19 protein-coding genes are annotated in these 24236 nt (G+C 58.8%); 9 read left to right on the forward strand and 10 right to left on the reverse strand.

Going from position 1 to position 24236, the window contains the following annotated elements:
* Positions 1-29 precede the first annotated feature (29 nt).
* Together H7K56_RS04585 and H7K56_RS04590 are read left to right on the forward strand one after the other, a co-directional pair.
* Entirely contained in the window at positions 30-1442 is a 1413-nt protein-coding gene (locus H7K56_RS04585; RefSeq protein ID WP_150361784.1) for a hypothetical protein, read from the forward strand.
* A gap of 43 nt (positions 1443-1485) precedes the next feature.
* Positions 1486-2058 carry a hypothetical protein gene (locus H7K56_RS04590; RefSeq protein ID WP_058787681.1) on the forward strand — a complete coding sequence of 191 codons (573 nt, stop codon included), beginning with the start codon at positions 1486-1488 and terminating at the stop codon, positions 2056-2058.
* 158 nt (positions 2059-2216) lie between these two features.
* Here H7K56_RS04590 and H7K56_RS04595 read toward each other — a convergent pair whose 3' ends face one another.
* Entirely contained in the window at positions 2217-2951 is a 735-nt protein-coding gene (locus tag H7K56_RS04595) for a sulfite exporter TauE/SafE family protein (protein WP_150361785.1), read from the reverse strand.
* A gap of 100 nt (positions 2952-3051) precedes the next feature.
* On the opposite strand from H7K56_RS04595, the gene H7K56_RS04600 reads away from it, so the two are divergent.
* A complete protein-coding gene (locus H7K56_RS04600; RefSeq protein WP_150361786.1) occupies positions 3052-3945 on the forward strand; it encodes a LysR substrate-binding domain-containing protein in 894 nt (297 codons plus the stop codon).
* A 51-nt stretch (positions 3946-3996) separates the two neighbouring features.
* Here H7K56_RS04600 and H7K56_RS04605 read toward each other — a convergent pair whose 3' ends face one another.
* Positions 3997-5106, reverse strand: a complete 1110-nt coding sequence (locus H7K56_RS04605) for a suppressor of fused domain protein (protein ID WP_021508468.1) — start codon at positions 5104-5106, stop codon at positions 3997-3999.
* Between the two features lie 226 nt (positions 5107-5332).
* Between H7K56_RS04605 and H7K56_RS04610 the strand changes: the two genes are divergently transcribed.
* Positions 5333-5626: a DUF983 domain-containing protein gene (locus H7K56_RS04610; RefSeq protein WP_150361787.1), complete on the forward strand. Its 294-nt coding sequence runs from the start codon at positions 5333-5335 to the stop codon at positions 5624-5626.
* Here the strand turns inward: H7K56_RS04610 and H7K56_RS04615 are convergent.
* Entirely contained in the window at positions 5617-6495 is an 879-nt protein-coding gene (locus H7K56_RS04615; RefSeq protein ID WP_058775313.1) for an oxygenase MpaB family protein, read from the reverse strand. The genes H7K56_RS04610 and H7K56_RS04615 overlap by 10 nt on opposite strands.
* Positions 6496-6676: 181 nt before the next feature.
* Positions 6677-8974, reverse strand: a complete 2298-nt coding sequence (gene bglX, locus H7K56_RS04620; protein WP_031279874.1) for a beta-glucosidase BglX — start codon at positions 8972-8974, stop codon at positions 6677-6679.
* Positions 8975-9129: 155 nt separating this feature from the next.
* On the opposite strand from bglX, the gene dld reads away from it, so the two are divergent.
* Positions 9130-10839: a D-lactate dehydrogenase gene (dld, locus tag H7K56_RS04625; RefSeq protein WP_104092722.1), complete on the forward strand. Its 1710-nt coding sequence runs from the start codon at positions 9130-9132 to the stop codon at positions 10837-10839.
* A 100-nt stretch (positions 10840-10939) separates the two neighbouring features.
* Here the strand turns inward: dld and H7K56_RS04630 are convergent, their stop codons facing one another.
* The 3 genes from H7K56_RS04630 to H7K56_RS04640 all read right to left on the reverse strand — a co-directional run bounded on the left by H7K56_RS04630 (position 10940) and on the right by H7K56_RS04640 (position 15356).
* Positions 10940-13381: a DUF3772 domain-containing protein gene (locus H7K56_RS04630; protein WP_150361788.1), complete on the reverse strand. Its 2442-nt coding sequence runs from the start codon at positions 13379-13381 to the stop codon at positions 10940-10942.
* Between the two features lie 224 nt (positions 13382-13605).
* Positions 13606-14544, reverse strand: a complete 939-nt coding sequence (pbpG, locus tag H7K56_RS04635; RefSeq protein WP_058781286.1) for a D-alanyl-D-alanine endopeptidase — start codon at positions 14542-14544, stop codon at positions 13606-13608.
* A 224-nt stretch (positions 14545-14768) separates the two neighbouring features.
* Positions 14769-15356: a Yip1 family protein gene (locus tag H7K56_RS04640; protein ID WP_021508475.1), complete on the reverse strand. Its 588-nt coding sequence runs from the start codon at positions 15354-15356 to the stop codon at positions 14769-14771.
* A gap of 164 nt (positions 15357-15520) precedes the next feature.
* Between H7K56_RS04640 and H7K56_RS04645 the strand changes: the two genes are divergently transcribed.
* Positions 15521-16096, forward strand: a complete 576-nt coding sequence (locus H7K56_RS04645) for a DedA family protein (protein WP_150361789.1) — start codon at positions 15521-15523, stop codon at positions 16094-16096.
* Here H7K56_RS04645 and H7K56_RS04650 read toward each other — a convergent pair.
* A complete protein-coding gene (locus tag H7K56_RS04650; protein ID WP_058757839.1) occupies positions 16093-16872 on the reverse strand; it encodes an SDR family oxidoreductase in 780 nt (259 codons plus the stop codon). The two genes, H7K56_RS04645 and H7K56_RS04650, sit on opposite strands and share 4 nt — an antisense overlap.
* Positions 16873-16990: 118 nt before the next feature.
* Here H7K56_RS04650 and H7K56_RS04655 point away from each other — a divergent pair, with 118 nt between their 5' ends.
* Both H7K56_RS04655 and H7K56_RS04660 read left to right on the forward strand, forming a co-directional pair.
* Positions 16991-18805: a glycoside hydrolase family 15 protein gene (locus H7K56_RS04655; RefSeq protein ID WP_150361790.1), complete on the forward strand. Its 1815-nt coding sequence runs from the start codon at positions 16991-16993 to the stop codon at positions 18803-18805.
* A gap of 199 nt (positions 18806-19004) precedes the next feature.
* Positions 19005-20117, forward strand: coding sequence for a L,D-transpeptidase family protein (locus tag H7K56_RS04660; protein ID WP_058775308.1), 1113 nt, complete (start codon positions 19005-19007; stop codon positions 20115-20117).
* 98 nt (positions 20118-20215) lie between these two features.
* Here the strand turns inward: H7K56_RS04660 and H7K56_RS04665 are convergent, their stop codons facing one another.
* The gene (locus H7K56_RS04665; protein ID WP_058775307.1) at positions 20216-21241 is read right to left on the reverse strand and encodes a transporter; all 1026 of its coding nucleotides are present in this window, start codon (positions 21239-21241) and stop codon (positions 20216-20218) included.
* 166 nt (positions 21242-21407) lie between these two features.
* Here H7K56_RS04665 and H7K56_RS04670 point away from each other — a divergent pair, with 166 nt between their 5' ends.
* On the forward strand, positions 21408-23015 hold the full coding sequence (locus H7K56_RS04670; protein WP_150361791.1) for an inorganic phosphate transporter: 1608 nt from the start codon (positions 21408-21410) through the stop codon (positions 23013-23015).
* Here H7K56_RS04670 and H7K56_RS04675 read toward each other — a convergent pair.
* Complete coding sequence (locus tag H7K56_RS04675; RefSeq protein WP_150361792.1) at positions 22999-24198, reverse strand: MFS transporter; 1200 nt, start codon at positions 24196-24198, stop codon at positions 22999-23001. The genes H7K56_RS04670 and H7K56_RS04675 overlap by 17 nt on opposite strands.
* Positions 24199-24236: the final 38 nt, after the last annotated feature.

Genomic DNA, 24236 nt, shown 5'->3' on the forward strand with positions numbered 1-24236 from the left:
CTTCTTAATCAATATATGAAGGACCATATATGTACTTCGTACGCTCTTTAATTCGTCCGCTTTCTTTGCTGTCTCTCCTGCCGTTTTCTTGCGTCCAGGCTGCAGATATGCCCGAATTAACAGGTGCCATCACGAATCCCTTTTCCGTTACCCGCATCCACGATCGGGTAAATTTCATGGTGTCATTAAACTTCAATAACGGAAAAACGGCGCAACAATGGCGGTCGATTGATTGCAAACAGGGCAAAGCACAGCTCCTGTATAAGGATCTGTTAAATGATAAGGGCTTTACCATCGCTCGTTATTACGGTAACAGCTATCTCCGGTATGCGCCTGCACAGGATGATCAGCAAATTACCGCAGACGATATCCACAAGGTGTGCAAACTCCCCATAAAAGAGGCTCGGTGGGAAAAGTTATCAGCCACGTCTGAAATCGGCACCACCAAACTGGTCGATGTGAATAGCATTCAACACACTGGCGACATTTTATCGGTTCGCCTGGGATATGATTACGCAGATATCATCTGGGAACCGCCTTACGATGCGCCGCTGGGATTAAAAACAGAACACTACCTGTACAACTGTAAGACCCATCAGGGTGCTGTAATTGCTGCCATGAATTTCGACAGCGAGGGGCGCGTTACAGATTCACTCATCACTGCTGATCTTGTTCGCCGCAAAAGTAGCTTCAAAATTGATACTCAGATGACACAACGCTTCGATCAGCTCTGCCAGTTACCCGCAGGAAAAAAGTTTACCGCTGAAGGACATTTTGTGTCCGCTGCGAATAAGCCAGCATCCACGTTGATGGGGCCATTAATGCCTGACCTGAGTAAAAATAATTCGCAGTGGCTGGATAAGTATTCTCTTTCTGATGAAATTGAACGGCAGGCACAAGCACTGATTAACCCCTGGGCGCTGCCACGCTTCAAACAAGTCCGTTATACCGAAGTAAGCACGCTCGGTAAGGTTGAAGTGCAGCTGGATGCACAGCCAAATGGTTATGTACGTAAGCTGGAAGATTACGGTATCTGGAAGGTGCAACGTTTGACGCTGGCTAATCAGTTGCAGCTTAAGTTCACCATGTCCATCAGCACAGGCGCATCTCTCCTTAATAAGTTGCAGACGGATCTGCGTTTTCCGCTAGTAACGGGTCAACAATATCAGGCGCAATGGGAAAGTATTGACTCCGACAAGAAAATTACGTCTTCAGGGTTACGCTGCAAGGTCACCTCGATGGGAGACGCAAAGAGCATTGCAGATGAATTTAGCGGCAAATATCTCTTAGTCGAGTGTCAGCAAACTGATTCAGGACAAGCGGGTAGCCGTGTCAGACTCGCCTGGCTGCAGGATCTCAATGTGTTCGTCACCGTTGCTATGCAGGTAGGTGATAAGCCGGAAAGCCTGGTGAAACTGGAAAATGTAAGTGTAATACGTTAATCAGCAGGCAGGCACACAGCATTGATTATTTATGGTATCTGAAATGAGTGAATTTAAAGATTTTGAGCTTGTAAAGGAATCACTGTTAGAGTTTATTAAAAAAAAGGAAGTAAAAGCCAGATTTGCTCATGTCGTGGCCAATGAGTACAACGACTGGGAAAAATGGTTTCAAATAGAATTTGAATATTTCCTTTTGAATGAAAAGTATTTTCATACCAGAAGGGAGTGGAAGGCAAAATCTGATCGGAGAAGCAAACCCAATCGTTTTCACATATTTGTCGATTTGATTTTCAGAAAACCTAATACTGCCAAGGATCAGTACATCTACCTTGAATTTAAGCGGGCAATAAAAGCGACAACGTTAGTCAAAGGAATGTTGCACGACATATCCAAAGTGAATTCGATCGTTAAATCACACTACATTGAGACTGAAACTAAGCAGCGTTCATTTTGGTGTGTGGGTTTTTATCACTCTTTCCATAAATTGACGGTTGACCGTGCACAGGAAGAGATCAAGCAATACTCCAAAAGCTTTCACGAACCGGTGTATCTATGCTCGTGCCGGGGCGCATCGCATTATGATGAATGCCCAAAAATCGGCGTAGTCATCATCTGACAGGTCTGTTTCCTGCGTACCTGAACCTTGCATAACTGACTCATCACAGCATCGCGCGAAAAGTATCCGTTGCCTATTGCAACTATTACTTCTCGTTGCGATGCCGATGGGGCTGACCCGCTACGCTTAAATTATTTCAAGGGTGATAAAGATTAATTTCATGGTGCTCCTGACCAGGCATTAACGATTAATCCTGCGCCGGAAATAAACAGAATGGCGTCTATCAGCACGGCAAATTGTGTGACTGACAGTCTCTGGACTATCACCTTCGTGCTCAGGGTGCCCAGCATAATGCCACTGCCCACTAACACACCGGTGAGCACAACCTGCATTGAGAGCGCCTGCTGGAAGGCGAACGTACTGACCTTGCTGAAATATAACAGCAAGGCGCTCGATGCTTCCGTGCCAATAAACGCGCCACGGCTCAATCCATAGGCGGTATAAATCAGCACGCTCACCGGTCCGGTGGAGAGAACCAGTCCGGTCAGAAAACCCACTACGCCACCACAAAGCCCTAACTGCTTTATCGAGAGCGTCCAGTGACTGTTTTTCAGGCTGCGTCTGACCAAAATCATCACCCAGAAAAACAGACCCAGCGCACCATCAATGATCCAGGCGGGTAAAGAGAGCAGCACATGCGCGCCTAACGACGCAGCTGGCACGCCAGGAAGGCTATAGGCCAGAGTGGCGCGCCAGTCGATTTCACGCCACCAGACCGCGATGCGCGAGAGATTTCCCAGGATTGCGGCGATAGCCATGACTGGCATCGCCACTCTGGGGCCGAAATTGCTGACCATCAGCGGCAGCAGCAGTAACGAAGAACCGGTGCCGATGATGCCACTCAGCGCCCCGGAGAGGATCGCGATCAGCGTCACAAAGAGATAATCACCCACTGACTTTCCTCATTTTCAACGGCAAAGCACGCATCTTAATCAGGGCGATTCGATCATAATATCGATAAATATTGCCCACTCCTGATACTAAAAGTCACAGATGAAAAAACGTAACCTGCCGCCGTTGAATGCATTGCGGCTGTTCGAAACGGCCGCGCACGCCAACAGCCTGAGTGATGCGGCTGAGGAATTAGGGATGACTCACGGTGCCGTTAGCCGCCAGATCAAATTGCTTGAAGAGTGGCTGGGACAACCGTTATTTGAACGCCAGGGACAACGCAGCGTGGCGGCGGAACATGCCCGGGCTTTTGCCGCAGAGATCAGCACCGCTTTTGACATCATCAGCGATGCCGCAGTGCGCTTTGGCAAAACACCCAACACCCGCACGATACGCGTCAATGCGCAAACCACCTTTGCGATGCACTGGTTGATCCCGCGCCTGCCGGCATTCCACAGCCAATATCCCGACATTGAAATCTCGGTATCCACCTCAAACAGTTCGGAGGTGAAAGGGCTATCTGGCTTTGACGTATTGATTCGCCGGGATGCACTTAACAAACCTGAATGGCGTTACTTTGAGAAGAAAGCGTTATTTGAGGAAAAACTCACCCTGATTGCCGCGCCGAAACTGTTAGCCACAAAAGCACTGAACACCCCTGCAGACCTGGCGACCCACGTTGTCGTGTTATCCAGTACGCGGTCAGGCGAGTGGGAACGGTGGATGAAGCAGGCTGGCGTCGGGGAGGTGCGTCCGGAACGTTTTCAGCGATTCGAACACAATTATATTAGTCTGCAGGCGATTATTGATGGCGTCGGTGTGGGTATCGGTGGAATACAAATGCTTGGACATGATCTGCAGGGCAACCGGCTTGTCACCCCGTTAGCTATTGAGGCGAAGGGGAGCCGCTACGTGGCGTTAATTGCGCCTGACGTGGATAAATCATCCTCGCTAAACCGCTTTGTCGCATGGCTGGAACGGGAAGCATCCGCTTAATACCCGCCTGGTCGCTGCCAGAGGGGTATGTCAGGGCTTTTTCGGCAGGCACTACGGTGCGGACTCCACCACTTCCTGGCGCGGACGGAACACATGATCGCTGCCCTGCGCCAGCAAACGCTGCAGCAGCTGCTGGCCGCCGCGATCGTCCGCCTGGGCAAACAGCCGCTCGGCTTCGGTGATTGGCGTCGCCCACAGCAGATTTGGCCGATCGCCGTCGCGCTTCGGCAGCCGCAGTTGCGCGTTTTCGCCCGCCAGCCCGTTGGCCAGCAGGAAGCTTTCAAAGCCGACCGGCGCGACCTCCGACGCCAGCGTGTGCCCTTCGCCAATCCACGTCAGCCGCGCCCACGGCAAATGAGCAAACTCCGCCAGCGCGCTGGCCATCTGTACCGCGTTGGCCTCGGTCATCACTTCGCCATCCACCGCCATCGCCAGCTCTACACGCCGGTACTGCGGTGCCAGCTCGTCAAACAGATAATCCACCTGCGGCATCGGCCGGATACTCATGCCGAGCGTGAAGAAATACCACACGCCGTTATGCCAGTGCTGCGAAATCGCCATCGGCGGCCAGTTGCCCTGATCGATGGCGTAATATTTTACCGACTCACCAAACTGCGCCTGGTAACGTTGCAGCAGCTCGCTCTGCACGCGATCCCACTGCTGGCCATCGTGCCAGTCACGCCAGAAATGACGCTGCTGTTCGGCGCGCGCGTAGTAATCGTTGGTGGAGGCTGAACCGAGCGGCGCGGTGAGACGGTTCTCTTTGATGCAGCCCGCCGAGAAACTGACCTGCTTGTCCTGATACAGGCTCCAGCCAGGGATCACCGCCAGCAGCTGGCCGTAATACCACAGCGCGGCACCGTCGTCGCTGGGCTCCCACAGAATCTGCAGGCCGGCCGGATCGAGCATCGGCTCCGCTTCCAGCGTGCGGCAATAGCTGGCGCTGAGCAGCGGCGCAATACCCTGCTCCATCGCTTCGCGATCTTCCTGCGCCGGTGCCGGCAGCAGATTGCGCAACCAGCAGCCGCGCACGGCGTACTGACTGCGGAACAGGTCGTTCGGCCAGATATAAAAATAGGCGGTACGCGCATCCTGTTCGACGATGGCGGTTAAAGTGTGTTGCTGATTCGGCACCTCAGCAATCAGAGGTTGGTGTGTCATAACGCCTCGACAATGCCTGGAGGGATCCATTTTCCCCGAGAATAGAGCAGGATCGGCACTCGCGCCATGTGACACAAGGGTAAAACTCTCAAAGTGCGCCAGGCCATCGTTCAGCCCGGCTTAAGAATGGCGGGGGCAGCGGCGGCGAAGCTTCAGATTTTTTTGCGATTCTTTTACCGCTTCGCATGCTATTGTCAGGGCAGTCTTCTGTTGCGGAGCTGTCGTCATGGTGCTGCAAAGCCTCGATCTCAATCTGCGCGAAATCGTGATTCTCGCCCTGCTGCTGTGGCTGTTTGTCCGCTATACGTGGGTGATGGCAGCCCTGACGCTGATCGTCGCTGCCATCGCGCTGCTGGTGCTGCTGCCGCTGGATATCTACTACACGCTGGTGCCGCTGGCGCTACTGGGCGTTGGCCTGGGCATGCTGCTGCATCACTATCAGCAGCGCCAGCTCCTGCTGAAACGCGAGGCGCGCACGCCGCGCAGCTACACCAGCAAGCAGGATGAATTTCACCTGTAACGCGGATCGCGCCCCATGCGCTGCATGGCACGCGCCCAGGCGCCACGCTGAATTGACCAGCGCAACAGGGCGGCAATCAACGCGATCTGCTTATCAATCCGCCATTGCGCCACTGGCCCGATCGGCTGTTGCATCAGCTGTTGCGCCCAGTCCGGCAGCAGACCACAGCCAGCCCGCAGCATGACGCGCATCGCCGGTTTCGCCTGCCAGCTGGGTGCCGGCGCGTTAAGCAGCAGCTGCATCACTTCGTGAGTGCGCGCATCGTAAACCAGCTCTGCCCGCATCGCCTGTAAATAGGCCTCAACCGCCTCTACGCTTTTCGGGACCTGCTGCGCACCAAGCGCTTCCGCTACCCGCGCCGCTTCGGCGTAATAACGATCGCGATCGGCGAGGCTGAGCTGTGGATTTTTGTAGCGCAGATGCGCGGCCAGGAAGCGGCTGGTTTCTGCAACGTGCACCCAGGTGAGCAGATGCGGATCGCTGGCGGCATAAGGTTTGCCGGTGTTATCGATGCCGGTGACGCGCAGATGGATGCGTTTAACCCGCTCAATCAGGGTATGCGCATCGGCGGTGTTGCCGAAGGTGGTGACCGCGATGAACTGACTGGTGCGCCGCAGCCGGCCGAGCATATCCTGGCGGAAACTGGAGTGATCCCACACGCCCGCCAGCGCCGCCGGATGCAGCATCTGTAGCATCAGCGCGCTGATGCCGCCGCACAGCATCGCGGGAAAGTCGCCGTGCACCTGCCAGATGATGTGGTCAGGGCCGAACAGGCCGGGATCGCCCGGCGGTTGAGAGATGTCAAATTCGTTGAGCGACAGGCCGTTAAGGCGAAAGACCTGCTGTTCGATGCGGTGGCGGAGATTCATTTGTTCGTTCTTGCGCTAATGACCTTTCCCTCACCCCAGCCCTCTCCCGCGCGCGGGAGAGGGGGCAGTCCGCTGAAGCGGGCAGGTCAGAGGATAATATCCGCTAAAAGTCGGTTTGATCGGTTCCCTCTCCCGCCGGGAGAGGGTTAGGGTGAGGGAAACCAGGATAACAAACCCTCAATTACAAATAATCGAACTGCGCATCCTGGGTTCTGACCGAATCCAGACCGATCATCACGTTGAATTTGCCCGGCTCGGCGACGTGCTGCATCTTCTGATTCCAGAACTTCAGCGCATCGACATCAATCTTAAAGCGCACGGTCTGCGACTCGCCGGCCTTCAGCATAATGCGCTGGAAGCCGCGCAGCTCCTGCACCGGACGGCTGATACTGGCGACCGGATCGTTCAGGTACAGCTGCACCACCGTGGCACCATCGCGTTTGCCGGTATTCGTCACCGTCACGCTGGCTTCCACCGTGCCGTTACGCGGCATGGTCGGGGCAGACATCTTCACCGGCGACACGCTGAACTGGGTATAGCTCAAACCGTAACCAAACGGATAGAGCGGACCGTTGACCGCGTCGTAATAGTGCGAGGTGTACTTGTTCGGCTTCTCGAAATTGTACGGACGGCCGGTTGGCAAATGATTGTAATAAATCGGAATCTGCCCGACCGAGCGCGGGAATGACACCGGCAGTTTGCCCGATGGGTTGTAATCACCGAACAGCACATCGGCGATGGCGTTACCGCCTTCGGTACCGCTGAACCAGGTCTCCAGCATCGCATCCGCCATACGGTCCTCATTCACCAGCGCCAGCGGACGGCCATTCATCAACACAATCACCAGCGGTTTCCCGGTGGCTTTCAGGGCCGCCAGCAGCTTCTGCTGGCTCGGCGGGATCACCAGGTCGCTGCGGCTCGACGCTTCATGCGCCATGCCCTGCGCCTCGCCCACGGCCGCCACTACCACGTCCGCTTTTTTCGCCTGCGCGACCGCTTCGTCAATCAGCTGCTGTGGCGAACGGGCATCGACGCTGACCGCCTGCTCATACAGGTTGAGGAAGTTCTGGATACCTTTGTTATCGGAAATATTGGCCCCTTTGGCATACAGCACGGTGCCTTTGCCGGCCATGGCACTGCGCATGCCCTGCAGCAGCGAGACAGATTGCTTCGCCACGCCCGCAGCCGACCAGCTGCCCATGATATCGCGCTGGCTATCGGCCAGCGGTCCCACCAGCGCCACGGTGGCCTCTTTCTTCAGCGGCAGGGTTTCATGCCAGTTTTTCAGCAGCACCATACTGCGGCGCGCCACGTCGCGCGCTTCCGCCCGGTGCAGGCGGCTTTCCGCATTGGTGTCCTGCGGATCGCTGCCTTTCGGTCCGAGATGGCTGTACGGATCGTTGAACAGGCCCATGTCATATTTAACGTTGAGCACGTGACGGGCCGCATCGTCGATTTCCGCCATGCTCACCGCGCCGCTTTTCACCAGTCCCGGCAGGTATTTGCTGTAATACTCGTCGCTCATACTCATGTCGATGCCGGATTTCAGCGCAATGCGCACGGCATCCTGCGGATCGCTGGCGACGCCGTGTTTGATTAACTCTTTGATGGCACCGTGATCGCTGATGGTGATGCCTTTGAATTTCCAGTCGTTGCGCAGAATATCTTTCAGCAGCCAGCTGTCGGCGGTGGCCGGGGTGCCGTTCAGCGAGTTGAGCGCCACCATCACGCCGCCGCTGCCGGCATCCAGTGAAGCTTTATACGGCGGCAGATAATCCTGGAACAGGCGCTGCGGACTCATGTCGACGGTGTTGTAATCGCGACCGCCTTCCACTGCGCCGTAAGCTGCAAAATGCTTAACGCTGGTCATGATGGCGTAGCGGTCGGCGGCGCTCTTGCCCTGCATGGCTTTGACCATCGCACTGCCCATCTGCGACGTGAGATAGGTATCCTCGCCAAACCCTTCAGAGCCGCGGCCCCAGCGCGGTTCACGCGAGACATCCACCATCGGCGCCCAGGTCATGTTGAGGCCGTCGTCTGCCGCTTCATAGGCGGAGATGCGTCCCACTTCGCTAACGGCTTGCAGATCCCAGCTGGCGGCGAGGCCGAGCGGAATCGGAAAAATAGTGCGCTGGCCGTGCACCACGTCATAGGCAAAGAACAGCGGCACCTTCAGGCGGCTGAGCTGCATGACCTGATCCTGCATGGCGCGGATATCCGGACGCGTTACCGTATTGAAAATCGCCCCGACCTGGCCGTGCTGAATCATGTCGCGAATCGCCTCTTTTGGCGTATCCGGACCGACGCTAATCAGGCGCATCTGCCCGATCTTTTCATCCAGCGTCATTTTGCTCAGCAGCTGATTAACAAAGGCGTCGCGCGCCTGTTCCGTCATTGGATGGGGGCCGAACAGGTCGTCCGCAAACGCGGGTTGCACGGCAAGGGAAACAGCGAGGCTAACAGAGTAAATCCATTTCATCAGGTCGGGTTCTCTTAAGTAACTGCGCAATATCGAAATAACCGGGGCAGTGTGCCACAAGATGAGGATAGCAGGTAGCCGCCATTGTCACACTGCGCCCCCGTGGCCGACGCGTGCTACAGTAGAAACGCCACGTTAACGACAAGGATAGGCTAATGAATAACAACACCTCACACCCTGCCCTGCTGTCCGAGCTGCGCCGTCTGGTCGGCGCATCGCAGCTGCTGACCGACGCGGAGCAGACCGCGCGCTATCGTAAGGGTTTCCGTTCCGGCGAGGGCGATGCGCTGGCGGTGGTTTTCCCCGGCTCGCTGCTGGAGCTATGGCGCGTGCTGCAGGCGCTGGTACAGGCCGATGCCATCGTGCTGATGCAGGCCGCCAATACCGGCCTGACCGAAGGTTCAACGCCCAACGGCAACGATTACGATCGCCCGGTGGTGATCATCAGTACCCTGCGTCTCGACAAACTGCAGCTGATCGACGGCGGCAGGCAGATTCTCGCCTTTCCCGGCAGCACGCTGTATCAGCTGGAGAAAACCCTTAAACCGCTCGGGCGCGAGCCGCACTCGGTGATTGGCTCCTCGTGCATCGGCGCCTCGGTGCTGGGCGGCATCTGCAATAACTCCGGCGGCTCGCTGATCAAACGCGGCCCGGCCTACAGCGAAATGGCGCTGTTTGCGCAGGTGGACGCCGACGGCAAGCTCCGGCTGGTCAACCATCTGGGCATTGACCTCGGTCATTCGCCGGAAGAGATTCTCGGCCGGCTGGACGACGAGCGCTGGCAGCCGGATGATGTGCGCTGGGATGCGCGCCACGCGTCCGACCACGAATACGCCGAGCGGGTGCGGGACATTCACGCCGATACGCCGGCGCGTTTCAACGCCGACCAGCGGCGCCTGTTTGAGGCGTCAGGCTGCGCCGGCAAACTGGCGGTGTTTGCCGTGCGGCTCGACACCTTCCCCACCGAGCCGAAGCAGCAGGTGTTTTACATTGGCACCAACGACCCGGCGACGCTCGGCGAGCTGCGTCGCCACATGCTGGCGGAGTTTACCCATTTACCGGTCGCCGGTGAGTACATGCACCGCGATATTTTCGACATCGCCGAGGTCTACGGCAAAGACACCTTTGTGATGATTGATAAACTCGGCACCGACAAGATGCCGCTGTTTTTCACCCTCAAAGGCCGGGTTGATGCCTGGCTCAGCAAGCTGAGCTTCGTTAAGCCGCACCTGACCGATCGCCTGCTGCAACGCATCAGCCGCTGGTTCCCGGCGCACCTGCCGAAGCGCCTGAAGCAGTATCGTGACAAATACGAGCACCACCTGATGCTGAAGATGTCTGGCGACGGCGTGGCCGAAGCGCAGGCGTATCTGCAGGAGTATTTCCGCGAAGGCGGTGGTGAGTTCTTTGCCTGCGACGCCAAAGAGGGCGCGCACGCCTTTTTGCATCGTTTTGCCGCAGCCGGTGCCGCCGTGCGCTATCACGCGGTGCACGCTGACGAAGTGGAGGATATTCTGGCGCTGGACATTGCGCTGCGCCGCAACGATCAGGAGTGGTTTGAGCGCCTGCCGCCGGAGTTTGATAACGATCTGATTCATCGCCTTTACTACGGCCACTTCTTCTGCCATGTGTTCCATCAGGATTACATTGTGAAGAAAGGCGTAGATGCCCATGCGCTGAAGGAGAAGATGCTGGCGATCCTCGCGGCGCGCGGCGCGGAGTATCCGGCAGAGCATAACGTTGGCCATCTGTATGCGGCCAAACCGCAGCTGCAGGCGTTTTACCGCCAGCTCGATCCGACCAATACCTTTAACCCGGGCATCGGGAAAACCAGTAAGCACAAAGGCTGGGCGGTGAAAGCCTGAGTCAGATCTGCCGGACCCGTAGCGGCGCGATTTATCGCGCGGGTTTGCTGCATCAGAGGCAAACCCGCGCGATAAATCGCGCCGCTACGGTCTCGTGCCATTATGGCAACGCTTCACCTTCATTCTGCGTCGCCGGCAGCGCGCGGCGTTCGATAATCATGGTCTGCGGCGTCGACAGCACGATGCCCTCTTTGCGCAGGCGCGTCAGGATATCAAACAGCAGATCGCTTTTCGCACCGGAAATCTGGCGCTGGCTGGCGACGTTGCCGGTCACGCTCAGCACAATACCCGCCGGCGTCAAATCTTTAAACGAAACCGACGGCTCCGGCGTTTCGAGAATACGCTCGTTTTCGCGATACACGTCCAGCAACAGTTCGCGCACCTGCACCGGATCGATATCCAGCGGGAAGGTCAGCTGAATCGTCACCACGCCCTGCGCGTTGCCCATGGTGGCGTTACGCACGTTCTGCGAAATCAGCTGCGAGTTCGGCACGATCACCGTGGATTTATCGCCCAGCTGAATCTCAGTCGCACGCACGTTAATACGGCGAATATCCCCTTCGATGCCACTGATGCTCACCAGATCGCCGACCTTCACCGGACGTTCGGTCAGCAGGATCAGACCGGAGATAAAGTTCTTCACGATCTCCTGTAAGCCGAAACCGATACCCACCGACAGGGCGCTGACGATCCACGCCAGCTTGTTCCACTGCAGCCCCATAATCGACAGCGTCAGCAAAATAATCAGCACGTAGCCGATATTGCTGAACAGCGTCACCAGCGACACGCGCATGCCGATATCCATGGTGGTCTTCGGCAGGAACTCTTTGTCCAGCCAGCGCCGCACCGAGCGCAGCACGTAGATACCCACCACCAGACACAGAATGGCGTTCACCATGTGCGCCGGCACAATGTTGAGCGACTCCAGCCCTTTGCCACCCCAGAACTCAATGACTTTCTGGATCAGCTCAATCGGCGTGGACGAGGCAAACGTGCCGTTGAGCAGCGCCAGCGCGACAAACGCCACCAGCAGGGTTTTCCCCACGGCGCTGAGCAGCGTTGCCGCCTGCTGCAGATAGCGCTCGTCAATATTCAGTGAGGTCTGCAACCGCTTGCCGGTCGCGTTGTTGGTGGAGAACAGGCTTTCACAACCGTCGTTGATCAGATGACTGAGGAAGTAGAACGAGCCAAACAGGATGCCGCACCAGATCACTTCATAGCTGAGGAAGCGCGCCAGCGTGACGTAGCCGACAATCAGCGAAACCAGAATCGCCACGGCGGTGACCGTCAGCGCCAGCTGCACCAGGCCGACGACTGTGGGACGCGCTTCCGGCGGATTGCCGGCCTGCGCCATGCGACGACGCACGCGATTGGTGCGCATGCTGATCGCCAGCCCGGTGCTGCCAATCAGCAGCGCCGTCAGACCGTTGGCAAAAATGGTGGTGTTCAGGCTGGTGCCGACCGTGTAGTTAAACGACTCGGCGGTCTGGAAGATAAACACCAGCGCGGCGGTAATCGGCGGGAACGGCTTCAGCGCCAGCGCCACTTCACTGGAGATGCTCGGCAGACGCCAGCTCGGGCGGCGCGTTGACAGAAATGCGCGGCCGAGACCAGCGATCAGTCCGCAGTAAACGCTGAGCTGCACCAGACGGCTGATGAAATCCTGCACGTCGCTGGACACTTCATCGCGGCGCACAAACGCCAGCGAGAGAAAGTTAAAGGTCAGCACCACGGCCGCCAGCGTAGTCAGCGCAATCGCCGCCGCGAGGAAGCTGCGCCGCAGCCGCCCTTCCGGCAGTTTGTGAATGCTGACCCACGCCAGAAACTCTTCGCTGTAACGCCGGCCCAGCGTCATCACCAGCAGCGCCGCCAGCAGCCAGCCGACCGTGCCCACGCGCCAGCCCGGCTCCCACGACAGCGCGGCGGTATCCTGCAGCTCGCTGATAAAGTCGCCAATTTTTTCGCCATCCAGGTCCTGACGGCTGAACAGCGGTGACCAGAAGCGCGGTCCTAAAATACTGCCGGAGTTGAGCGCCAGCTGGCTTTTCAGCTGATCGCGCCGCAGGTTGACGATCTGCGAGGACAGTACCAGCGCCCCGTTTTTGATGCCGTCGGCCTGCTTGATCTGATCATCCAGCTTGCCCTTCTGATTCTCCAGCGCGGCGCGTTTGCGCGTCACTTCCGGCGTCTCTTTCACGCCGCTGTCCGCCTTCGGCGCCGGGCCGAGCACCGCCAGCTGCGCATCCAGCTGCTGACGCTGCGGAATCAGCGCCTGGCCGAGGGTTTCCGCATTACCTGACAGCTCCAGCGCCATCTCATTGAGCTGGTTGAGCTGGTTTTCATTGGTATCGCCAGACACCTGGCCCTTAATTTTGTCGAGGATCTTCTGCATCTTCGGCAGTTCAACCGCCGGATTGACCTTCGGTGCCGCGTCTTCTTCCTGCTGCGCGGGCGCGGCGTTGTCATCCGCATAGCTGAGCGCCGGCGTGAATAACACCAGTAGCAGCAGGAACGGGGTAAACAGAGAACGAAACTTGAACATATGAGTGAGATTCCAGCGCAATAACAGCCTATAAACGCAAGGTTGACCGTGAATGGTCGCCAGTGTAGGACTTTGCCGTCAGGGAAACTATAGGAATGGTGGCGTAAAACATTGGTGCTAACGATAAGAAATTTTGTTCATTTAAGCGCCGTTGACCGTCAGCCACGCGCCACCACGACACACGGCGCACTCCCTTGCGCCGCTACGCTGAGTAACAGGTTGCGTTACTCCACGTCCGCACTGCTGGCAAGCTGCGACGCTTTCTGCTTTTTGTACGCCAGCGCGGCCGCCGGCACCGGCGCCGCCTTGCCGGTTTCCAGCCAGTCGCGCAGGCGGTTGGCATCGGCAAAGTGGGTATATTTGCCAAACGCATCCAGCACCACCAGCGCCACTGGACGGTTATTAATCATGGTACGCATTATCAGGCAGTGACCGGCCTCGTCGGTGTAACCGGTTTTGGTCAGCTGAATGCGCCAGTCATTTTTGTACACCAGATGGTTAGTGTTGCGGAACGGCAGCGCGTAGCTGGGGTGTTTAAACACCGCCGTCTCCTCTTTGGTGGTGCTCAGCTGACCAATCAGCGGATACTGGCGCGTGGCCTTGAGCAGCTTCACCAGATCTTCCGCACTGGAGACGTTATGCAGCGACAAACCGGTCGGCTCTACGTAGTGGGTGTGCGTCATGCCGAGCGCGCGCGCTTTGGCGTTCATGGCGCGGATAAAGGCGTCGTAACCGCCGGGATAGTGATGCGCCAGGCTGGCCGCCGCGCGGTTTTCCGAGGACATCAGCGCCAGCAGCAGCATGTTGCGGCGGCTGATTTCACTGTTGAGCTTCACGCGCGAGAATACGCCGCGCATTTCGGGCGTCTGGCTGATATCGACCGACAGCATTTCGTCCATCGGCAGTCGGGCATCCAGCACCACCATCGCGGTCATCACTTTGGTGATCGACGCGATAGGCCGCACCCGGTCCGGATGGCTGGAAAACAGCACTTTGTTATTATCGAGATCGACAATCAGCGCGCTGCCGGAGGCGATTTGCGGCTGGGCAATCGGCGCCAGATCGGACAGTTTTGCTGCGGCGGCGAGCGCCGGAGTCATCGCAGCTGGCGCGGCGACAAACAGCGCCAGCGACAGCAAAGAAATACGCATTTTTACAGACATCGTGTCAAAAAAATCCGGTGAGGAGGTTTGCGCTGTGTCGAAACACAGGCCGCCGGCGTCAGGCCTGATGCGACGCGGGCTGGCTGCGCTATCATACGCGCTCATCTGCGAAATTTCTTAGGGAGATTGTTTCCGGGCGTTAAAAAAAGCGGGCATGACAAACGCTGCCAAGCGCAGCGGGATCAGTCAGGTCGCCATGGCTGACGACCTGCCCCCTCTCACGGTCAGAACAAGCGTGGTCCGTAACCCCACAGAATCACCGTCAGCGCCAGCAGCACCTCGAACACCAGCACGCCAATCGCCAGCGTCGAGCCGGAGAAGCGCAGGCTCTCTTCACGGTCAATGTTGAGGAATACCGGGATGCCGACGTACAGCAGATAGCCGGTGTACATCAGCGCTAACGCACCGGCCAGCACGCACAGCCACACCAGCGGATAGAGCGCCACCAGCCCGCTGATAAACAGCGGCGTTGCCACATAGCCGGCAAACACGGTACAGCGCTGTATGCTGGGACGCTGCGGATAGTCGCGCGCCATCCAGTGAATGACGCGGCCCATCACCGCCACACCGCCTAAGATGATCAGGTAAAACAGAATGCCGAGACCAATACCGGTCAGCATGTTGAGTTGCACGAACTGCCCTTCGCCCAGATTCCAGCCCAGCTGCGTAGTGCCAATAAAGGCGCAGATCACCGGGATCGCCGCCATCAGCAGAACGTGATGGGTGTAGTGGTGCGAAACGCTCTCGTTTTCCTGCTTGATATCACGCATCTCCTGATTGGGATGCGCCAGAAGACCCCAGACATGATTCATACAATCACTCCTCTGATGCGACGGGCTGCCCCAGCGATCAGGCTGTCCAATGCAGGCAGCTTCAGTTCAAGTATAATCGGCGCGGCTGTTTTTGCGGCCAGCGGCACAAAAAAAGCCGCAGCCAGCTAGACTGTTAGCTGTATCGCTTACCCAGGGAGGAGCAATTGCACATCGATATCAATGGATTAATCACCCAGTACGGTTACCTGGCACTGCTGATTGGCTGCATTGCCGAAGGGGAAACCTTTACCCTGCTGGGCGGCGTCGCGGCGCACGAGGGCCTGCTGCACTTCAGCGGCGTGGTGCTGGCGGCGATAGGCGGCGGCATTATTGGCGATCAGCTGCTGTTCTGGCTTGGCCGCCGCTATGGCACGCGCATTCTGCGGCGCTTCCGCAAACATCAGGACACCATTAAAAAAGCTAACCGGCTGATTCAGAAGCACCCCAGCCTGTTTGTGATTGGCGTGCGCTTCATGTACGGCTTTCGCCTGATTGGACCGATTATTATTGGCACCAGCCGTCTTAAGCCGCTGCGCTTTTTCGTGCTTAACGTCATTGGCGCCGCGCTGTGGGCGCTGATTTTTGTCACCCTCGGCTACTTCGCCGGTGAAATCATCACGCCGTGGCTGCACAAGCTTGATCAGCACCTTAAGCACTTCATCTGGCTGGCGGCGGCAATTGTGTTCGGCATCGTGCTGCGCTTTGTGATTCGCCGCTGGAACCGCCGCCGCGCCGGTTAACTGTGGTAACCCTTGAACTGCGGGTTGGCCAGCATGAAGCCGCCGTCGACCACGAATGACTGCCCGGTGGTGTAAGTGGCCCATTCCGAGCACAGCCACGCCACCAGACTGGCGATTTCGCGCGTATCGCCAGGGCGGCCAATCGGGATTTCCGGCATGCGCCGGCTGTGCGCCTCGCTGTTGCTCATGTCATTCATCGGCGTGGCGATGGCGCCCGGCGCCACGGCATTCACCAGAATGTGGTGCGGTAACAGGCTCAGCGCCATTGATTTGGTCAGCCCGCCAAGCGCATGCTTGGCCGCGGTATAGGCGGCGGCATCCGGCAGCGGCGTATGCTCATGCACCGAGGTGATGTTAATGATGCGCCCGCCGTCGCCCTGATCGACCATATGCCGTGCGGCAATCTGGCCGCAGACAAAGGCGCCGTCTACGTCAACGGTGAAGACTTTGCGCCAGTCCTCAAAGGTCACATCAAGAAAATCGGCTTTGGTCATCACGCCGGCATTGTTCACCAGCACATCGATGCGGCCCAGCGAGTTGATCAGCTGCGCCAGCTGCTGCCCGCCAGCCTGCGGATCGGACAGATCGAGCTGCCGCACCTGGGCCAGCTGGCCTTTACTCTCCACCAGCCGCGCGGTCTCCTGCGCGCCCTCTTCATCCGAGCGCCAGGTAATGCCGACGGTGTAACCGGCCTCGGCCAGCATCACGGCGCAGCTGCGTCCAATCCCCGAATCTGAAGCGGTCACTACGGCGACTTTCTGTTTGCCCAGTGTCATAACGTTCTCCTGCCTGATGGGTGTCTTCACAGTATAGAAGTTATCGTTCTGTGCCACGTCGCAGCCGATTCTGCCGTTTCGTCTATAGTTAACAATCGGATAGCGTTCAGGAGGCAGGATGAGCAAGATTAAACGCAGAATTGACGACCACGGCGTCATCGGTGATTTACGCACCTGTGCCCTGATCGCGAACGACGGCACCATTGATTATCTCTGCTGGCCCGAACTCGATAGCCCCTCCGTGTTTGCCGCCCTGCTCGACAGCGACGAAGCCGGCCTGTTTTCGCTGGCACCGCAGTGGCAAAACGCGCGCCAGCAGCAGCTCTACCTGCCCGATACCAACATTCTGCAAACCCGCTGGCTTGATGAGGCCGGCGTGGCGGAAATCACTGATTACATGCCGATCTGCGACGAGCGCAGCAAAGTGCCGCGCCTGGTGCGGCGGGTAAAAATGATCCGCGGCACCGCCACCTTTGATCTGCGCTGCGCGCCGCGTCACGACTATGCCCGTGCGGAAACGCGCACGGAGACGCGCCCTGGCGGTATCGCCTTTGTCGCCGAAGGCCAGCCGTCGCTGCGCCTGAGCGCCACGGTGGTGATGACGCGCGAACCGGACAGCGCGGTGGCGCAGTTTACCCTGCAGGCCGGTGAGCACGCCGAATTTGTGTTTGGCAACGATGACGATCCGCAGGTGCAGCATATCGCGACCGGGCGCTGCTTTCGCGATACCGTGGATTACTGGCGGCGCTGGAGCAGTCACAGCTCCTATCGCGGCCGCTGGCGCGAGATGGTGACGCGCTCGGCGCTGGCGCTCAAGCTGCTCACCTCGCACCAGCACGGTTCGATTGCGGCTGCCGCCACCTTTGGCCTGCCGGAAGAGCTGGGCGGCGAGCGTAACTGGGATTACCGCGCCTCGTGGATCCGCGATGCCTCGTTCAGCATGTACGCGCTGATGCGGCTCGGCTATGTGGAAGAAGCGCGTGACTTCACCCATTGGGTCGGCCGCTGCGTTGAACACAGCCACGACGATACGCCGCATTTGCAGGTGATGTACCGTCTCGACAGCGGCACCGAGCTGCACGAAACCGAACTGCTCAACCTCTCCGGTTACGCCAACTCGCGCCCGGTGCGCATCGGCAATGATGCCTGGCGCCAGACGCAGCTGGATATTTATGGCGAGCTGATGGATGCGGTCTACCTTGCCAATAAATATGGCGAAGCCATCTCGCAGCGCGGCTGGCGCCATGTGTCCAGCATGATTGACTACGTCTGCGTTAACTGGAACCAGCCGGACGCCGGTATCTGGGAGATGCGCGGCGAGCCGGAGCACTTTCTGCATTCGCGCCTGATGTGCTGGGTGGCGCTGGACCGCGCGCTGCGGCTGGGTATGAAGCGTTCGCTGCCAATGCCGTACGATCGCTGGGATCGGGTGCGCAGCGAAATCCGCGACGACATCTGGCAGAACTTCTGGAACGACGAACTCGGCCACTTCACCGCCACGCGCGGCGGTAAATACCTGGATGCGTCGATGCTGCTGATGCCGCTGGTGCGCTTTGTCAGCTCGACCGATCCGGAGTGGATCGCCACGCTGGATGCGATTAAAACCCATCTGGTGAGCGATGGTTTAGTGCGGCGTTATAACATCAGTGAGACGCCCGCCGATGCGCTGACCGGCGGCGAGGGCGCATTTGCCGCCTGTTCGTTCTGGTATGTGGAGTGTCTGGCGCGCGCCGGGCGGGTGCATGAGGCACATTTCGAGTTTGAAAAGCTGCTGAGCTACGCCAATCCGCTGGGATTGTACGCCGAGGAGTTTACCGCGCACGGCAACGCGCTGGGCAACATGCCGCAGGCGCTGACCCATCTGGCGTTGATCAGTGCCGCGTTTTTCCTTAACCGTAAACTGAGCGGCGAAGTGACGCTGTGGCAACCGTAAGAAAATTCACATTTTGGGCGGCGTGGCAAAGAGAATAGTCTGTGAAACGCGGTGTTTTGCGTAAAGTATCTTCAACCAGCGAAAATCCTGATTCCCATCATTGCGCCTATGCACATATAATGCGCAGCGGGTTATTCTGACCCTGATGGGTTCGACACACTGACAAGCCATGAAAATGGCCATAACGACTTGTAAAAACATGAAAAAAAGCATTCGCGCGTTCGCTTCACTCGCCCTCGTACTGGCGGCGTTCAGCCAGTCGGCCTTTGCAGTCGTCTATCCGCTGCCTCCAGCGAATAGTCGCCTGATTGGCGAAAATATTGAAATCACCGTGCCAGACGACAGCAAACTGCCGCTGGAAGCGTTTGCGGCGCAGTACCAGATGGGCCTCAGCAACATGCTGGAAGCCAATCCGGGCGTGGACGTTTACCTGCCAAAAGCAGGCACTAAAATGGTGATCCCGCAGCAGCTGATTCTGCCTGACGCACCGCGTGAAGGCATCGTGATCAACAGCGCCGAGATGCGTCTGTATTACTACCCGAAAGGCACCAAAACTGTCGTGGTGCTGCCGATCGGTATCGGCGAGCTGGGTAAAGATACGCCGGTTAACTGGACCACCGCGGTTGAGCGCAAGAAGAATGGTCCAACCTGGACGCCAACCAAAGCGATGCACGCAGAGTACGCGGCGCGCGGCGAGAGCATCCCGGCCGTGTTCCCGGCAGGTCCGGATAACCCGATGGGCCTGTACGCGCTGTACATTGGCCGTCTGTATGCGATTCACGGCACCAACGCCAACTTTGGTATCGGCCTGCGCGTGAGCCACGGCTGCGTGCGTCTGCGTGCGGACGACATCAAATGGCTGTTCGACAACGTGCCGGTCGGTACGCGCGTGCAGTTCATTGACCAGCCGGTTAAAGCCACCGTTGAGCCAGACGGTTCGCGCTACATCGAGGTTCACAACCCGCTGTCGACCACCGAAGAGCAGTTCAACTCACGTGAACTGGTGCCAATCAGCCTGACTTCTGCCGTGACCAAAGTGGTGGCCGATGCCAGCACCAATCAGGATGCCGTGAACAACGCCATCCAGGCACGTACCGGTATGCCGACCAAAATCAACGGTCAGCCGGGCGAAGCCCAGCCTGCGCCGGTGATGGTACAAGAGTCTTCTGACGCGATGCCGAAAGAAGAGCCGATGACGCCGCAGGGTGCCACCGCCGTCGCGCCACAGGCCGATGCGCAGCAGCCCGCTGAAGCCGCTCCGGTTGAGCAGGCCGCGCCGGCACAGCCTGCCAGCAACGGCAACAGCCTGTAAGGGTTTGCTGTCGATGATCAAGCCAGCCGCAGGGCTGGCTTTTTTATTGCCCGATCGCCGGGATCATTGTGCGATAGTGTCGCGGTGCAGTTGCGCGCTCAATCGTGTGGTCGACGTAACGCCAGCCAGCCCGCCACCAGAGTAAACACCAGCACCACCAGCACTAACAGCAGAAAGCCGTGCGGATTGTTCGCCAGCGGAATGCCGCCCACGTTCATGCCAAAAAAACCGGCCACGATATTGATGGGCAGCGCCAGCACGGTGATTGAGGTGAGCAAAAACAGCGTTCGGTTGCTCTGCTCCATCAGGCGGGCAGCGATCTCCTCCTGCAGCAGGCGAATGCGCTCCATCAGGCTGGCAAGGTCGTTAAGCGCTACGCTGAACTCCTCGGTGAAAATCCGCAGCTCACTGAGCGGTTCCCGGTTGAGCCAGTTTGGCGGCCGGTTAAGCAGGCGAAACAGCGCGGCCGGCTCCGGCGCCAGCAGCCGCTGGACGCGCAGCAGCATGCGGCGCAGATGGCCCAGCTCGCTGCGGTTGGCTTTGATCGCCGCGCTCAGCAGCCGCTCTTCTATCGCATCCACCGCCTGGCTGGAGCGCCGCACCACCTGCTCCAGCTGCACTTCCTGTTCGCCGAGCAGCCACAGCAGCATCGCATCAGGCGCGCTGAAGCACAGCCGATCAATCTGCTGATGCATACGTTCAATCATGCCAACCGGGCGATAGCGCGCGCTGACCATCACCTGCGGCCGGCACCAGATCCACAGCGTCGCATTTTGCGTGTTGCGCTCCTCTTTACTGAAGGTGACGTCATTCAGCACCGCCAGCAGCGCATCGTTTTGCTGCGCCAGCCGGGTGCGCGGTGAGGCCGAATGAATCTCATCGAAAAAATCGTCATCTACGCTGAAATGGTCCTGAACCCAGCGCTCGGCGCGGGCATGATTCAGGTTAATGTGCAGCCAGAGAAAGCAGCCGTCGGGTAGGGTGTGCCGCGCCAGCTGCGCGGCCTCGCGGGCGTTGAGCCGCTGTGGCGGCGCATCCGGGTTGAACAGGTAACCGTGAATCAGTCCGGCGACTTCGTTGTTGAAGTCGGGCAGCGAGGCAAGCGGCAGGACAGGCTGGAGCATAGCGGCGTGAAGATCCCAGAGCGGTCAGATCCACAGCCTGCGACAGGTCTGTTACAGCATGATGACAGCCCGCGCTGGCATCATCATTCTGTCATACAAAACCCGTATCACACTGCAGTTAACGGGTGCCATTCGTGCATCGTTAATTCACCCCGGGGGGTGTGTTATGGCTGAAAACAGTTTACCTGCATCATCGTCCGCCAGCGGACGCCCTAATCTGCACCCGCGCAGCGGTCGCGCCTCGCGCGTGCTCTTTCTGCTGCTGCTGGTGGCCGGGCTGGTGTTCACCGGTATCAATCTGTTCAACGACGTGGAAGAGACCGGCGCGGTCGTCACCAGCTATACGCCGTTTCTGCTGCTCGGCGTGGCGCTGCTGATTGCGCTCGGCTTCGAGTTTGTTAACGGCTTCCACGATACCGCCAACGCCGTCGCCACGGTGATCTACACTCACTCGCTGTCGCCGGGCGTGGCGGTGGTCTGGTCCGGCTTGTGTAATTTCCTTGGCGTACTGCTCTCCAGCGGCGTGGTGGCGTTTGGCATTATTTCGCTGCTGCCGGTGGAGCTGATTCTGCAGGCGGGCAGCGGTCACGGTTTCGCCATGGTGTATGCGCTGCTGTGCTCGGCCATTGTCTGGAACCTCGGCACCTGGTATTTCGGCCTGCCCTCTTCCTCTTCGCACACGCTGATCGGCTCGATTATCGGCGTAGGCGTGGCGAATGCGCTGCTGCACGGCCGCAGTGGCACCAGCGGCGTCGACTGGGATCAGGCGGTTAAAGTCGGTTACGCCCTGCTGCTGTCGCCGGTGATTGGCTTCATCTGCGCCGCCGTGCTGCTGCTGGCCATGAAGGCATTGGTACGCAATCGCCAGCTGTATCAGGCGCCGGAAGGTAATCAGCCGCCGCCAGCGTGGATTCGTGGCCTGCTGATCCTCACCTGTACCGGCGTCTCGTTTGCCCACGGCTCGAACGACGGTCAGAAAGGCATGGGGCTGATTATGCTGATCCTGGTTGGCACCATGCCGATCGCCTATGCGCTCAACCGCTCGCTGCCGCCGGAGCAAATTCCGCGCGTGGCGGCGTTAACTCAGGTGACCGAACAGCAGCTGCTGACGCTGCAGCCGCCGCCCGCCGCGATGCCGGCAGCGCGTGAGGTGCTGACGGAATATGTGCGCACCAGCCAGAACCGGCCGCAGGTGCTGCCGGCGCTTGGCATGATGCTCGGCGATATCGGCGAACAGATTCGCCAGTACGGTTCGGTAGAAAATATCCCGGCGCAGGCGGTCACCAACACGCGCAACGATATGTATCTCGCTTCGGAAACCATCAAGCATCTGCAATCGGCCAACGTCGCGCTGCCGGAGGAGACGGCGCGCAACCTGACGGCGGTGAAGCACGAGCTGGACGCGGCTACGCGCTTTATCCCGATGTGGGTCAAAGTGGTGGTGGCGATTGCGCTGGGTCTCGGCACCATGGTCGGCTGGCGCCGGATTGTGGTTACGGTGGGTGAGCGCATCGGCAAAACCCATCTCACCTATGCACAAGGTGCCAGTGCGGAGCTGGTGGCGATGGCCACCATTGGCGCGGCCGATGCCTTTGGTTTACCGGTGTCGACCACCCATGTGCTGTCGTCCGGCGTGGCCGGTACCATGGCGGCTAACCGATCTGGCCTGCAGCTCGCCACCCTGCGCAATCTGGCGCTGGCGTGGGTGCTGACGCTGCCGGTATCAGTGCTGCAGTCAGGGCTGCTGTATGCGCTGTTTATTCATCTGGCCTGATAGGCTCTGAAGACTGCTGGTGCAGGCGCAGCGTAATCAGGAACGCGCCCAGCACCATCAGTGCCGCCGCCAGATACACCGACTGCATGCCCCAGTGGCCGATCAGCAGCCCGGCCACCGGTCCGGTCAGTCCCAGCCCCAAATCGAGAAACGCCGAATAGGTACCGAGCGCCGATCCCTGATCCTGCTGCTGCACCCGCTTCACCGCTTCCACACCCAGTGTCGGGAACACCAGCGAGAAGCCGCCGCCGGTGAGAAATGCGCCGATATCCACCAGCCAGCTGCTGTCCGCCTGCCAGATCAGCAGCAGACCGGCGGCTTCCAGCACGAAGGAGATCAGCGAGACCTGCAGCCCGCCGAAGCGCGTGATATAGCGCCCGCACGCCAGCCGTACCAGCACGAAACCGAGGCTGAACAGCGTCAGCGCGAACGCCGCGCCGCTCCAGTCGCGACTGGCGAAATAAAGGGTAATGAAGGTGGAGATCACGCCAAAGCCGATGGTGCCAAATCCCAGCGCCAGGCCAAACAGCCAGACACGGCTGACCACGCGATGAAACGGAATGCGCACGCCGGCGCTGACGCTGACCGCCGGCTTGCCGGAGGCCATCCAGAAGCCGATCGCCCCCATTAGCGCGACCAGACCGGCAAAGCCGCTGATGCCAAAAATCTGATTCAGCAGCACGCCCAGCGGCGCACCAATCGCCATGGCAAAGTAAGTCGCGACGCCGTTCCACGAAATGACTCGCGCGGTTTGCCGCGGGCCGACAATATTCATGCCCCACAGCGTCGAGCCGGTACTGCTGAAACTTTCCCCGACGCCGAGGAACAGCCGCCCCAGCGCCAGCAACGTCAGGCTCAGCAGCGGCGCACCGCTGCACAGCGCGGCAATGATCGACAGCACGCCGCTCATGCCGCAGCACACCAGCCCCATCATCACCACGCGTTTCGGGCCGTAGCGATCGGCCAGCCGGCCAGAGTGCGGGCGACTGAGCAGCGTGGCGAAATATTGCAGACTGATGATCAGCCCGGCGATAAACGAGCTGAAGCCCAGCTGGTTATGCACAAACCCCGGCAGCACCGCCAGCGGCAACCCGACGGACAGGTAGCAAAAGAAGGTGAAAACGATGACGGAGAGGATGCGTTTATTTAACTGAGCATTACTCAGTACAGCGGCGTCAGACATGGAAGATGGCGTCAGAAACGTGGTGAAAGCGAAGATTC

The sequence above is a fragment of the Pantoea dispersa genome (genome assembly GCF_014155765.1).
In the GTDB taxonomy this organism is placed as follows: domain Bacteria; phylum Pseudomonadota; class Gammaproteobacteria; order Enterobacterales; family Enterobacteriaceae; genus Pantoea; species Pantoea dispersa.